General features: G+C 66.7%; 12 protein-coding genes. 4 read left to right on the top strand and 8 right to left on the bottom strand.

From position 1 onward, the window contains the following. Positions 1–91 precede the first annotated feature (91 nt). From AC1DHY_RS09275 to AC1DHY_RS09285, 3 genes are read right to left on the bottom strand one after another with little or no spacing between them, the layout of a single operon-like run. Positions 92–1111 (bottom strand): transketolase family protein, encoded by a 1020-nt coding sequence (locus AC1DHY_RS09275; RefSeq protein ID WP_476903515.1) that lies wholly within the window; start codon positions 1109–1111, stop codon positions 92–94. Further along, on the bottom strand, positions 1108–1986 hold the full coding sequence (locus tag AC1DHY_RS09280; protein ID WP_476880426.1) for a transketolase: 879 nt from the start codon (positions 1984–1986) through the stop codon (positions 1108–1110). The genes AC1DHY_RS09275 and AC1DHY_RS09280 overlap by 4 nt, the downstream gene beginning before the upstream one ends. Positions 1987–2021: 35 nt before the next feature. Continuing rightward, entirely contained in the window at positions 2022–3359 is a 1338-nt protein-coding gene (locus AC1DHY_RS09285) for an MFS transporter (RefSeq protein ID WP_476880425.1), read from the bottom strand. Positions 3360–3614: 255 nt separating this feature from the next. Here AC1DHY_RS09285 and AC1DHY_RS09290 point away from each other — a divergent pair, with 255 nt between their 5' ends. Beyond that, positions 3615–4391 (top strand): SDR family NAD(P)-dependent oxidoreductase, encoded by a 777-nt coding sequence (locus AC1DHY_RS09290; RefSeq protein WP_476903516.1) that lies wholly within the window; start codon positions 3615–3617, stop codon positions 4389–4391. 665 nt (positions 4392–5056) lie between these two features. Here the strand turns inward: AC1DHY_RS09290 and AC1DHY_RS09295 are convergent. Continuing rightward, positions 5057–6367 carry a DUF445 domain-containing protein gene (locus AC1DHY_RS09295; protein ID WP_476877910.1) on the bottom strand — a complete coding sequence of 437 codons (1311 nt, stop codon included), beginning with the start codon at positions 6365–6367 and terminating at the stop codon, positions 5057–5059. 50 nt (positions 6368–6417) lie between these two features. On the opposite strand from AC1DHY_RS09295, the gene AC1DHY_RS09300 reads away from it, so the two are divergent. Together AC1DHY_RS09300 and AC1DHY_RS09305 are read left to right on the top strand one after the other, a co-directional pair. Next, the gene (locus AC1DHY_RS09300) at positions 6418–7305 is read left to right on the top strand and encodes a glycerophosphodiester phosphodiesterase (protein ID WP_476877909.1); all 888 of its coding nucleotides are present in this window, start codon (positions 6418–6420) and stop codon (positions 7303–7305) included. A 78-nt stretch (positions 7306–7383) separates the two neighbouring features. Beyond that, positions 7384–8064 carry a DNA alkylation repair protein gene (locus tag AC1DHY_RS09305; RefSeq protein WP_476877908.1) on the top strand — a complete coding sequence of 227 codons (681 nt, stop codon included), beginning with the start codon at positions 7384–7386 and terminating at the stop codon, positions 8062–8064. Between the two features lie 15 nt (positions 8065–8079). Here the strand turns inward: AC1DHY_RS09305 and AC1DHY_RS09310 are convergent, their stop codons facing one another. Together AC1DHY_RS09310 and AC1DHY_RS09315 are read right to left on the bottom strand one after the other, a co-directional pair. After that, positions 8080–9426: an MFS transporter gene (locus AC1DHY_RS09310; protein WP_476877907.1), complete on the bottom strand. Its 1347-nt coding sequence runs from the start codon at positions 9424–9426 to the stop codon at positions 8080–8082. 57 nt (positions 9427–9483) lie between these two features. Then, positions 9484–10734 carry an MFS transporter gene (locus AC1DHY_RS09315; protein WP_476877906.1) on the bottom strand — a complete coding sequence of 417 codons (1251 nt, stop codon included), beginning with the start codon at positions 10732–10734 and terminating at the stop codon, positions 9484–9486. Positions 10735–10807: 73 nt separating this feature from the next. Here AC1DHY_RS09315 and AC1DHY_RS09320 point away from each other — a divergent pair, with 73 nt between their 5' ends. Next, a complete protein-coding gene (locus tag AC1DHY_RS09320) occupies positions 10808–11350 on the top strand; it encodes an ArsR/SmtB family transcription factor (protein WP_476877905.1) in 543 nt (180 codons plus the stop codon). Positions 11351–11389: 39 nt separating this feature from the next. Here the strand turns inward: AC1DHY_RS09320 and AC1DHY_RS09325 are convergent, their stop codons facing one another. Next, positions 11390–12184, bottom strand: a complete 795-nt coding sequence (locus AC1DHY_RS09325) for a class I SAM-dependent methyltransferase (RefSeq protein WP_476903517.1) — start codon at positions 12182–12184, stop codon at positions 11390–11392. Positions 12185–12193: 9 nt separating this feature from the next. Further along, positions 12194–13720, bottom strand: coding sequence for a putative bifunctional diguanylate cyclase/phosphodiesterase (locus AC1DHY_RS09330; RefSeq protein WP_476877903.1), 1527 nt, complete (start codon positions 13718–13720; stop codon positions 12194–12196). Between the last annotated feature and the right edge of the window lie 25 nt (positions 13721–13745).

The following is a 13745-nucleotide window of genomic DNA, read 5'->3' on the forward strand; positions in this document are numbered from 1 at the left end:
CAGTTGGTTGTTTGATGATACGGCAGAAAGCACGGCTCCGGCGGGCGCCGGGGCCGTGCTTTCTGAGTTCTGAGCAGCCAATCCCGGGCGGTCAGCTGAGTTCGGCGAGGACTTTGGCGACGATGCGGTCCACGGCGAGGCCGTAGCGGTCATGCAGGGTGGGTAGGGCGCCGGCGTCGAGGAACTGGTCCGGCAGCGCCACGGGAACCACGCGCTTGCCCACCCCTGCGGTGACGACGGCGGAGGCCACCGTTTCGAACAGGCCGCCGATAACAGAGTGGTTTTCCAGCGTGACGGCGAGGCGGTCGGTGTTGATCTCGGCGAGGACCGTTTCGGCGTCGAACGGCTTGATGGTCGGGGTGTGGACGACCGCGACGTCAACGTTGTGGGCTGCAAGTGCCTTGGCGGCCTGAAGGGCGCGCATGGTCATCAGGCCGGAGGAGATGAACACGACGTCGTTGCCGCCACGCAGAACCTTGGCCTTGCCAAGTTCGAAGGTGTAGCCGTACTCGTCGAGGACGGTAGGGACGTTGCCGCGCAGCAGGCGCAGGTAGGTCGGGCCGTCGCTGGCCGCCAGTTGGGGGACGGCTTGTTCAATGTCGATCGAGTCGCAGGGGTCCACGATGGTCAGGTTGGGCATACCACGGAAGATAGCCATGTCCTCGGTGGCCTGGTGGCTGGGCCCGTACCCTGTGGTCAGTCCGGGGAGGCCGCCTACGATGTTTACGTTCAGGTTCGGTTCGGCGCTGTCCAAGCAGAGGAAGTCGTAGGCACGCCGGGCGGCGAACACCGAGTAGGTGGAGGCGAAGGGGACAAGCCCGGTTTCGGCGAAGCCGGCGGCTGCGCCGAAGAGGAGCTGTTCGGCCATGCCCATTTGGAAGAACCGCTCCGGGAAGGCCTGGGCGAAGATGTGCATGTCGGTGTACTTGCCCAGGTCGGCGGTGAGGCCCACGATCTTGTCGTTTTCCTGCGCGGCCTTGACCAGGGCGTGCCCGAACGGTGCGGAGTCGGTCTTCTGGCCGGCGTCCGCGAAGGACGCGATCATCGCCGAGGTCTTCAGCTTCGGCTTGGCGGCTGTGCTGGTGTCGGGGGCCTCGGTGGTGGTGTTCATGCTGAAGCCTTTCCTTCGTAGCCGGCGGTGAGTTGTTCGCGGCAGGTCTGCCATTCGTGTTCTTCGATGCGCATGAAGTGCGCCTTTTCGCGGTTCTCGAGCAGCGGAACGCCGCGGCCGACCTTCGTATCGCACAGGATTACTGAGGGGCGTCCGACGGCGGCGGCCTGGGCGGCGGCGTTGTCGAATGCCGCCAGCAGCGCGCTGACGTCGTTCCCGTCTACCCGCTGGGTGTACCAGCCGAACGCTTCCCATTTTTCCGTCACTGGTTCGGTCCGCAGCACGGTATCTGTTTTGCCGTCCGCCTGCAGGGCGTTGATGTCCACCATCGCGGTGAGGTTGCCGAGCTCGTGGTGGTGGGCCCCCATGGCGGCCTCCCATGTGGAGCCTTCGTCCAGTTCCCCGTCGGAAAGGAAGTTGAACACTCGGGCGTTTGAGCCCTGGTAGCGCAGTCCCAGGGCCATGCCGACGGCGATGGTCAGGCCGTGACCCAGGGAGCCGCCGGAGATTTCCATGCCGGGGGTGTAGGTGGACATCCCGGACATGGGCAGGCGTGAGTCATCGGAGCCGTAGGTCTCCAGTTCCTCCACGGGCACGATTCCGGCCTCGGCCAACGCGGCGTAGTGGCCGATGGCGTAGTGGCCGGTGGAGAGCAGGAACCGGTCGCGGGCTTCCCAGTGCGGGTCCTCGGCGCGGAAGTTCAGTTGGTCCGCGTAGACGGTGGCGAGCATGTCCGCTGCGCCGAGTGCCTGGCCCACGTAGCCCTGTCCCTGCACCTCCCCCATGTTGAGGGCGTGGTGCCGTATCCGGTAGGCCGCGGCGCTGATCTTCGTCACGCGGTCCTGGTCCACGCGCTCGGCGGTAAGTGTTGGCATTGTTAGCTCCGATTTCGTTTGGGTCGTTGCGGTGATCAAACGTTCACCATGTTGGGGGTGCTTTTGGTGGCTTCGTCAGCGAACTCGCGCTCACGCTTGCCCCAGGTTTCCTTGGTGTTGATGGCGGCCAAGAGGCCGATGGCTGCGTAGAAGGCGAACAGCAGCGCCGGGCCCATCCAGCCGAAGCTCACGAACAGCAGTGTGGTGATGAACGGGGTGAAACCGGAGACGGTGGCCGAAATCTGGTAGGCCAGCGAAGCCCCGGAGGAGCGGGTGTTGGCCCGGAACAGCTCGGGGAACCACGCGCCCTGGGCGCCGGCGAGTGAGTTCTGGCAGACGGCGTAGGAGATCACGAGGGTGGCGATAATGAAGAAGAACATTCCCGTGTTGACCAAGAGGAACATCGGAATCGCGAACAGTAGGGCGAAGGCGCAGGACCACACATAGAGGGGCCGCCGGCCGATCCGGTCGGTTAGCGCTCCCCAGGCCTGGGTGGCGAAGATGCCGATTGCCGAGGCGATGCACAGGGCCAGCAGGGTCTGGGTCTTGTCCGCCAGGTGCTGGGCGTTCAGGTAGGAAATCATGTAGGTGATGGACACGGCGTAGCCGGCGGTCTCTGCAATGCGCAGCCCGATGCCCTTGACGATGTTCCGCCAGTCGGTCTTGATGACCTCCACGATGGGGGACTTCACGATGGTGCCGGAGTCCTTGACCTCATCGAAGACCGGGGACTCGGGGACCTTGGAACGGATGATCAGGCCTACGATCACCAGCACGATGCTGGCGAGGAACGGGATGCGCCAGGTCAGCTCGCCGCCGAGCTGTGCGCTCGAGAGGAAAACCAGGTTGGCCAGCAGAAGCCCGACCGGGAAGCCGGCCTGGACCATGCCTGTGAACTTGCCCTTCGACTTCCAAGGCGCGTGTTCGTAGCTCATCAGGATGGCGCCACCCCATTCCGCGCCGAAGGCCAAGCCCTGGACGATGCGGACGAACACCAGCAGGGCGGGGGCCAGCAGGCCGACCTGGCTGTAGGTGGGGAGCAGTCCAATGACGAAGGTGGCAATTCCCATGAGAATAAGGGAGGAGACCAGCACCGGCTTGCGGCCGAGCTTGTCGCCGAGATGGCCGCCGATGATGCCGCCGATCGGACGGGCAGCAAAGCCGACGCCGAGGGTGGCGAATGCGGCCAGCGTCCCGGTCACCGGGTCACTGCCGGGGAAGAAGGCCGTTCCGAAATACAGCGCCGCTGCGGTGCCGAAACCGATGAAGTCATACGTCTCAATCACTGCGCCGACGCTGGAGCCAATGGCGACCCTTTTGGCGTCCTTGGTGCCGTGTACATGGCCCCGCATTTTCAGAGCTTCATTGCTCATGGAGTTTCGTCCCTTTCGATGAGCGAGGGGCCCGGGGCTCCGACGCTGTCGACTGTTAACAAACCTGACACGAACAATAGTGACGCAGGTCATGAACAGTGTCAACAGTCAATGTCTAGAGTTGACTGTTGACAGTCGGTCGGCTTACAGTGATTCACATCACCCTGCAAATTAGGGCGGTCTCGCCGACGAGTAACACCGGCGGGTCGCTCTGTCTGCCGAACGCAATACCCCCTAGGTTTTCAAGGAGCACCAATGAGCCACACCAACCAGCGCACCGCAGTCCTGACCGGGGCCACCTCTGAGCGCGGCATCGGCATCACCACTGCCCGCCGCTACGCCAGTCAGGGGTGGGCGGTCGTGATCTTGGATCTCGATGGCGAGAAGTCTGCCAAAGTCGCAACCGAGATCGGCAACGAATTCGACGTCCCCGCTTTCGGGCACGAAATCGACGTAGCAAGCGAAGCCTCCGTCATCACCGCCCAGGCCGCAGTAGCGGCCGAGGTCAAGCAGGGCAATCTTCCCCCGGTGGGCGCCCTGGCCAACATCGCCGGCATTACCTCCCCGGTCCCGTTCCTCGAAACCACTCTGGAGCTCTGGCACAAGATCATGGATGTCAACGCCACCGGCACCTACCTGGTGACCAAGGCGTTCCTCCCGGACATGATCGCCAACCGCTGGGGCCGGATCGTGAACATGTCCTCTGTCTCTGCCCAGCGTGGAGGGGGCGTGTTCGGCAAGGTTCCCTACTCCGCCGCGAAGGCCGCCATCCTTGGCTTCACCAAGGCACTCGCCCGCGAACTCGGCACCACCGGCGTCACCATCAACGCCATCACCCCCGGGGCTGTGGACACCAACATCCGCGTCGGCAGCACTGAGGAACAGGAAGCCGCCATCAATGCCGGCATCCCCCTTGGCCGAAACGCCACCACCGACGAAGTGGCCGCAGTCATCACCTTCCTGTCCTCCGAGGATTCCGCATATCTCACCGGCACCACTATCGACATCAACGGTGGGAGCCACCTCCACTAACGAAGTCCCTGCGCCTGCAGGGCCGGGGGACACGACTTCAAGAACCCTCAAGCCCTCAGGGGAGTGGTGCCCGGTCCCCGCTACGTCTATCCGGGCGTACGACGAAAATCCCGGCGCCAGGCCCGAGAAACGAGGTTCGAAGATGACTGCTAACCCATACCCCTACCATGACTGGAGTCGGCTGGTCGGTACACCGGTGGAAATCCGCAAGGACTTCTCGGTCGTCCGGGCAGGGATTGTTGAGGACGTCATGCCCGATTCTTCCGCCCTGTGGCTGGCTCCCGACAGCAGGAACGGACGAGAACTTTTCGCCGCAGCGGAAGGCTACCAAGTGTGGATCCGACCGCGGGAACTGGACGGAAAGCTTTGCTACAAATTGGCGGCGGCACACCTTCCGCCGCAAACGACATGAGTCCTAGGAGCGCGTCACCGCTGACCAATCCACGCAAGCACGTCCATTCCCATTGAAAGCCCCTCCCGAGGGGCTTTCCTCATGTCCCGAGGCTTTCAGCCCGAAACGGCGCCCCTTTGCATACCTGGGCGCCTGGATCCATGTGTCTCATAACTTCAGTGGCTCGAATCCCTAGGGTTTCGAGACGAAGGGGTGCGGCAGTTGCGCTGCTAAGGCGAGGAGACACCCAAATATTTCTGGCCCGTGCCGGACCCTAGCCGAAGAGCAGGTGCGCCACGGTGAAAATGGCGAGCCCGGCCAGGGCGCCCACCACGGTGCCGTTGATCCGGATGAACTGCAGGTCCTTGCCCACCTGCAGTTCGATTTTCTGCGAGGTTTCCTCGGCATCCCAGCGGGCGACGGTGTCGGTGATGACGCCTGCGATGTCCGCGCGGTAGTTGTTTACGAGATACCCGGCGGCGTCACCGATCCACGTGTTGACCTTGCCGGCCAGCTCGGGGTCGACCACCAGGCGGGTGCCGAAGTCGTGCACTGCGGCCTTGAACTTGACGGTCAGCTCGCTGTGCGGATCGTCGACGGCGGCCAGCAGCGCTGCCTTGACCGTGCCCCACGTGCGCGAGGCCAGTTCGCGGACCTCAGGATCGCCCAGCACTTGCGCCTTGATCCCTTCGGCGCGGGCGATCATGACCGGATCGTGCTGCAGGTCCCGGGCAAGTTCCTTGAGGTACTTGTCGATGGAGACCCGGACTTGGTGCTGCGGGTCCGACTGCACCGCCCGGGTGAACTTCAGGATCTCCAGATACACCTTGTCGCCCACCAGCCCGTCGACGAAGTTGGGCACCCAGGTGGGGGAGCGGTCCGTGACCAGCCGGTTGACTGTCTCGTGGTTGTCCCGCACCCAGTCCACCGTGCGGTCCACCAGCAGGTCCACCAGCGCGTGGTGGTGGCCGTCGTCGAACACCCGCTCGGCGAGCCGGCCCACCGGCGGCCCCCACGGCGGAGCCAGCAGGTGCTTGCGGACCATGCCCTCGATGACTGCTTGGACGTCGTCGTCGTTCAGGACCGTGAACGCACCGCGGATCACGGCGGCGCCCTCCTTGGCCACCCGCTCCGGGCCGCCCGGCCCGGACAGCCAGCCGCCCACTTTCCTTGCGATGTCCACGCTGGCGAGCTTTTCCTTCACCACCTGTTCGGAGAGGAAGTTGGTCTCGACGAATTCGCCCAGCGACGCCCCGATCTGGTCCTTGCGGCGCGGGATGATGGCGGTGTGCGGGATCTTCAGGCCCAGCGGGTATTTGAACAGGGCCGTGACGGCGAACCAGTCGGCCAGGGCGCCCACCATGCCGCCCTCGGCCGCGGCCCGGACGTACTCAAGCCACGGGTACTGCTTCTGCAAGGCGAACGCGACAACAAAGATCACAGCCATGCCGATCAGCAGGGAGACGGCCACCAGCTTCATCTTCCGCAGCGCCGCGGCTTTGCCGGCATCCGCGGCGGACAGCGTGTGTTCGACGCCCGCTTCGGCGGCAGCGGGGCGGACGGGTCGCTCAGTGTTCACCTGCATGTGCCCAGCCTAGCCCGGCACCGGCCACCGGCGTCCGCTAACGTGTCAGCATGAGCACCGAGGACTCCGCCGCCGCCCGCCCGTTGATCTATGCCCACCGGGGCTCCAGCGGCGCCTTCGCCGAGCACACCAGGGCCGCATATCTGCAGGCAATCGCCGACGGCGCCGACGGCGTCGAATGCGACGTCCACCTCACTCGCGACCAGCACGCCGTGCTGCTCCACGACGCCAACCTCGACCGCACCTCGGACGGCACCGGCCCTGTCGCGGACCGGACCCTGGCCGAACTGCGGCTGCTGGACTTCAGTTCATGGAAGGGCGCCCGCATTCCGGAGGAGTACGGTGCCCGGTCCGAGCAGTTCCTGACGCTCCCGGAGCTGCTGGACATCCTGCGCCTGGCCGGCCGGGAGATCGGGCTGGCGATCGAACTCAAGCACCCCAGCCCCTACCAGCTCAAGCTCGAGGACCGGGTGCTGGAGATCCTCGAGGCCGAGGGCTGGGACCGCAGTACCTCGCGGCTGGACAACATCCGGGTGTCCTTTATGAGTTTCAGCCCCGACTCGGTGAACCACCTGCTGCAGTCCGTTCCGGCCGAGGCCGTCTGCCAGCTCATCGACGACGTAAACGTAGAGGAGCTCCGGGAGGAACTGGGCCTCGGAGCGCTCACCGGCGGCGCCGTGGCCAACGTCCTCAAGGCTGCGCAGACCCAGGGCGAACAGATCCTCGACGAATGCCGCGTGGGACTGGCCGGGCCCGGCATCAGCTACGTGCGCGGGCATGCCCGCACCGTCAAGCGCTGGCTCGAGTCCGGGCGCCGGTTCCGGGTCTGGACAGTGGACTCGGCGGCCGACGTCGACCTGTGCCGGGAGCTGGGCATCCAGGAGATCACCACCAACCGGCCCGCCGACGTCCTCGCCCGGGTGCTGGCGCCGCTCTAGCCGGGCGAGATTAGGCTGGGGTCTAGAGGCGGCGGATTTTGGCGGCGGGCGACGCCCGCTGCCGGACAGGAGACGGGCATGACCAAGGCAGCAGCGGACCCGGCGTCCGTGCACGCGGTGCTGGCCGAGCTGGCTTTGCTCGAGGACCCGAAGGTCCGGCGGGTGAACGAAAAACACGGCGACGATCACGGCGTGAAACTCAGTGAACTGCGCGCCATCGCCAAGCGGCTGAAGACGCAGCAGGAACTCGCCGTCCGGTTATGGGAAACCGGAGGAACGCCCGCCCGGCTCCTGGCAATCCTGGTTTGCCGCCCGGCGTCGTTCGGTCCCGACGATCTGGACGCCATGTTGCGGGACGCGATCGCCCCGAAGGTGCACGATTGGCTGGTGAACTATGTGGTGAAGAAGAACCCGCACGCCGAGGAGCTGCGGCAGCGCTGGTTCTCCGATCCGGACCCGGTGGTCGCCAGTGGCGGCTGGGCGCTGACCACCGAGCGGGTCGCGAAGGACCCTGCCGGCCTCGACCTGGACGGGCTTCTGGACATCATCGAGGCGCAGATGAAGGATGCCCCGGACCGCCTGCAGTGGGCCATGAACCACTGCCTGGCGCAGATCGGCATCGAGCACGCCGGGCAGCGGAGCCGTGCCATCGGGATCGGCGAACGCCTGGAAGTACTCAAGGACTATCCGACGGCGCCGGGCTGCACCTCGCCGTTCGCCCCCGTCTGGATTACCGAGATGGTCCGCCGGGCGGGTTAGAGCCATGGCGCGCCGCTAGGGTGCCACGGCTTCCTCGTCGGTGAGCTGCTGCGCCTCGATCCGGGCATCCCTGAAGGGCGAGAACAGCAGGACCAGCAACGCCGCCAGCAGGAACGCTACAGATACCCAGAGTGCGGCATCCGTCCCGGCGCGCGCGGCGATGAGGCCGCCCAGCGGGGCTCCGACGACGATCATTCCGCGGTTCACCGACCGCCTGGTTGCACTCATCCGGGCGATGAGCCGGTCCGGGGTGACCGCCTGCTGGTAGCCCATCTCCAACGGCCCTTCGACCCCCATGGCCAGGCCGAACAGCAGCTGCCCGGCGCCGGCCAGGACAAATGCGGCCCACAGTTCTCCGGGCCAGTCCAGCGGTGGCGTGGTGGCCCCGCCGGCGGGGGCGGCGCCCGCGACGAGCGGCGAAAGGGCCACCACAGCAACAGCCAGCGGCTCGACCAGGCGCGAGGCCACGATGGCCCGGCCCGTACCCCAGCGGTCCCCGAGGCGGGTGGAAAGCGTCGTCCCCACGACGGCGCCGACCCCGGCGCAGCCCATCACCAGTCCCAGCCCGAGTGCCCCCAGCCCGAGGTCATGCAGGACCAGGGTGGGCAGGACGGTTCCGAGGATGGCCGACCCGATGAACCAGATGTGGGTGCTCCACACCAGGGGCGTCAGGTGCGGATGGCGGCAGACCCACCGCAGGCCCTCCGCAATCTTGTGCCGGAGCCGTTCGCCGCTGCGGGGCGGAAGCCGGCCTGCCGGCTGCTCCAGGGTGAAGAGCGCCGCGGCGGAGAAGACATAGGAGACCGCATCCACCAGGAGGGCCAGAGGGGCGGTGATCAGGGCCACCAGGCCGCCGGCCACCGCGCTTCCGGTGGTCTGTGCCACGGTGTCGCTTTGCTGCAGCCGGGCATTCGCCCGGACCAACAGCGGCCGGGGGACCAGCTGGGGAATGAAGCTCTGGAACGCGGCATCGCCGGTCAGCGCGAGGGTTCCGAAAACGAACATCAGGACCACCAGCGCGGGGATGGTGAGGATCCCGGTCAGCGCTGCCCCGCACGCCGTGGCGAGGATCAGGCCGCGGCCGAGGTCTCCGCCGATCAGGACCGTCCGGCGCGGAAACCGGTCAATCCAGACGCCGGCGACCAGGCCGAAGAGAAGGTAGGGGGCCCATCGCGCCGCATTCACCAGGCCCTGGTCCAGCGGCGTGCCGTTCATCGTCACCAGAATCAGAACGGAGAGGGCGACGGTGGTGATGTAGGTGCCGAAGTCGGACACGGTGGAGGCCAGCCAGAACCGGACAAACGCCGGATAGTGGCGCAGCTTCGCCTCCTTTGCCGGCGATCCGTCGTCAGCGGTGCCCATGATTCCCCCTCACCCCATAGGCCTAGAGCCTAGCTGCAGGGGCCGTTAGCATGCCGGTCACGCGGGACTTTCCGCCGCGGCGATGGCCTTCTCCGTGAGTACGGGCATCATGACAAGGAGAGCCAGGGTCAGGGCACCCATGATGCCGAACATGGCCTGCAGGCCCAGCCATTGCGCGAGCAGGCCGCCGGCCCCCGCCCCGAGCGGCATGGTGCCCCAGGCGAGCAGCCGGTAGGCGCTGTTCATCCGGCCGAGGAGGCGGTTCGGGGTGATGCGCTGGCGCAGGGAGACGGTGATGACGTTCCAGAGCACCACCAGCATGCCGCCGACGAAGAGGAAAACGGCCAGGATGTAGGGGTTGTCCGTGATGGCGGGGGCGCCCACGAAGAGCGCGCCGCCGACGATCGTGAGGGCCAGGGACATCGGCCGGCCGAGCCTGGCCTCGGCCCGCTCGGCAACGAGCGAGCCGATGAGGGCACCCACGGCGGAGGCGGTCAGGAGTAGGCCGAAGCCGGCCTCGGACAGCCGCATGGCCGACGCCGGCCCCACGGCGAACAGCACGAGGACCGCGAACGCCGCGCTGGAGGCGAAGTTGAACACCCCGGTCATAATTGCGAGGGTGCGGAGAATTTTCTGGTGCCACAGAAACCGCAGGCCCTCGGCAATGTCGAACCGCAGGGTGGTCTTCTGCTCCCGTTCAACCCGGAATGTCCCCCGGACCAGGAACAGGCCTCCGACGGCGGCGAGCCATAGAGCGGCCGGCACGGCGAATCCAGCGGCCACGCCAAGGCCCACCAGGAGCCCGCCCAGCGGCGGGCCGACGAACTGGTTGGTGGTGAGCTCGACGGCGTAAAGCCGGCCATTGGCGCGCGAGAGCTGATCCCGGCCCACCAGTTGCGGCATGATCGACTGCGCCGAGGTGTCGTACAGCGTCTCGGCAACACCCACCAGCAACGCGACGGCGTACAGCGCCCAGATGGACCCGAAGCCCAGGAGCAGCGCGGCGATCAGCAGGGCCGGAAGGACGGCGCGGCTGAGGTTGGCCCACAGCATCAGCTTGCGGCGGTCGAGCCGGTCGGCCAAGGCACCGGCGGTGAGCGCGAAGAGGAGCCACGGGAGGGTGGCGGCGACGCTCAATCCGGCAATCAGGGTGGGCGACTGCGTCAGCTGGATGGCCAGCAGGGGTAGGGCGATCTTGAAGACGCCGTCGGCCAGGTTGGACAGGCCGGAGGAAGTCCACAGCTTCCAGTAAGAGGCGCCGAGCGGTGCCCGGTCCCGGGTCGTGACCTGTACGGCGTCGGTTGTCATAGCTGAACCCTCCCCTATTGATTGAGAAAATTCAAGGGGGTTGAATTCAGTACATCAGTTGTAGGATCGAGCCATGACGGACGCCAAGCCAACGGGAGCGGACTCTAAGAATCCCACCGCGAACGCCCGCGAAATCAAAGCCCTCGCCCACCCGCTGCGCCTGCGCGTCCTGCGCCTCTGCGGGCTGCATGAGCTGACCAATAAGCAGCTCGCGGACCGGCTGGGCCAGGACCCGGGGACCATGCTCTACCACGTTAGGCAGTTGCTGTCGGCCGGATTCCTTGAGCCGGCCGAGGTCCGCACGGGGGAGAGCGGTGCGCTGGAGAAGCCTTACCGGTCCACCGGGCGGTCCTGGAACCTGGACACTGCACTGCGCGATGCCGGCCCGGACGGCCCGCTGGCTCCGCTCGAAGCGTTCCGGGAGGAGCTGGCCGAGGCTGGCCCGGATGCCCTGGCCAGCCTGTCGCGGTTTGTCCTGCACCTCTCCGACGCCGACGCCGAGGACGTGGCCACGCGGATCCACGCCGTGCTCAGCGAGTACATGGACAGCGACCGGCAGAGGCCGGACCAGCCCGCCTACGGCGGGATTTTCGTCCTGCACCGCTCGCCCGACTAGGCGCGAAGCCGCTAACCAATGGCGGAGCATCCGCGCTGGTCAGGCGCCTGAGAGCAGCGCGAAATAGCCGGGGACCTGTTGCGGCAGTCCGCCCGGATTCATCGGGACGACGTCGATGCTCACCGGGCCGTCCGTGATCAGCTGCCAGTCCGACGCCGGGAACACACCCTGCCGCTCCGGCGCGCCGAAACGTCCCGGCCGGGGGAGGTTCTCGAGCGCCCGCCGGAGCTGCCGGGGCACGTTGTGGTGTGTCGCGCCCAGCTCGGAGAGGTAGTCGAGGCTGCTGCCCAGGAAGTTGGTCTCGGTCAGGAACGCCCGCCCCCGGGTTCCCACCGCGGTCCGCAGGTTGGCGGCCAGGGCCGCCTGTTTATCGGTTTTCAGGACGTGGAAGACGCCGCGGACAAAGACGTTGGCGGGTCCCAGCCGTTCGAGCAGGGCCTCGCCGGCGCCCGGTTCGGTGGCGTCCAGCACGAGGAACTCGGCGTTGGGCACGTCCCGGGCCTCCATGACCGCCCGGTCGATGGCGCACGGCGACACGTCGATCCCGAGGACCCGGGTGCCGGGGAAGAGCCCGGCCAGCCAGCGGGTGTGGGTGCCGTTGCCGCAGCCGACGTCGATCACCGCCAGGGCCGGGTCGAAGTGGTCAAGGACCAGGGCGCTGTACTGGTTGTGCTCGAGCGCCGAACCGGAGTCCCAGAGAACGTCCCCGGTGCGGCCGGTGCTGCTGATGCCGGTCCAGTAGCGGTCCCACGCGGTGTTCGGGTCTTTCGGTGCCTTCGAGGCGAGGCGCACCACGGTGGGGACCATCAGCACGTGGTGCCAGAACTTGGACATGGCCTAACTCTATCGGCGCAGTCCCGGGCCGCGGAGCAAGTCCAGGATCTGGTCGGCCGCCATGGGGCGGCCGAAGTAGTAGCCCTGGCCGTAGAGGCAGCCCATGGCCTGCAGCTGGGCAGCCTGGCCGGCCGTTTCGATGCCTTCCACGATGGCTTTGAGCTCAACGGAGGAGATCAGCTGCAGGACGGCGGCCACAAACTTTTGCTGCTGCGGATCGGACTCCAGGTTCTTGATCAGCGACTGGTCGACTTTCACGGTGTCTGCCGGCAGCGACCTGAGGTAGCTGATGGATGAGTAGCCGGTTCCGAAGTCATCGATCTGCAGGCCCACGCCCAGGGCCCGCAGCCGGTCCAGGACCTGTTCCTCGCCGGCGCCCCGGGACATCAGCACGGTCTCGGTGATCTCCAGGACCAGCCGGCTCGGGTCCAGGCTGTACTTGGCCAGCGTTTCCCGGACGTCGTCCACCAGGTCGCTGCGCAGGAGCTCGGCGGCGGACAGGTTGATGTGCACGCCAAAGTCCGGCAGGTCCGGCGCGGCGTCCCGCCAGCGGCCAAGCTGAGCGATTCCCTCGTTCAGGACCCACCGGCCCAGCTCAAGGATCAGGCCGGTTTCTTCAGCGATGCCGATAAAACGGTCCGGCATGATGGTCCCGTGCACGGGGTGATGCCACCGGACCAGGGCCTCGACGCCGGCGACTTTGCCCGTGGCCAGCTCAATCACCGGCTGATAGAGCAGCGCCAGCTCCCCGCCGGCCGCGGCGCTCCGGAGCTCGGCCGTGATCCGGGACCGTTCCTGGACGGCGTTAAGCATGTCGGGATGGAACAGCATGACCTTGTTCCGGCCGGCGGCCTTGGCCTGGTACATGGCGATGTCCGCGTTGCGGATCAGTTCTTCCGGTGAATTACCGGGCCGGAAGACGCAAACGCCGATGCTGGCCGACGTCCACACGGTTTCGGCGCCGATCCTGATGCTCTCCCGCAGCGCGTCCCGGGCGCGGTGCGCGATGTGGAGGACTTCCTCCTCGCTGGCAGCTTTGATGAGGACGGCGAATTCGTCGCCGCCCAGGCGCGAAACGGTGTCGGAGATCCGCACCACCGAGTTGAGGCGGCTGGCCACTTCGGTCAGCACCGCGTCCCCGGCACTGTGTCCCAGGGCGTCGTTGATGGCCTTGAAGGTGTCCAGGTCCAGGACCAGCACCGCCGGAACGCTGACGCCGTCGTCGGCGCCGACGATCGCCTCGTGGATGCGCTCGCTGAGCAGGTGCCGGTTGGCGAGCCCGGTCAACGCGTCCGTCTTGGCCATCAACTCCAGTTTTACCTGGGTCCTGCGCAACATGGCCGTGCGGGCGGCCACCCTATCTTCCAGCTCCGCGTGGATATGGCCGAGCTCCTCGGCCAGGAGGTTGATACCGGTGATGACGGCGTCAATCGCGTCGCCCAGCTCGGACGGCTCGATGCGTGCGGCCAGTTCGCCCGCGGCGAGCCGGACGATGCCATCGACCAGCTGCTCAAGCCGCGGGTCATCAACTCCCATGCGAGTGGTCGCGTCTTCGAAAGGA

Source organism: Arthrobacter sp. 05L44 (assembly GCF_056397605.1).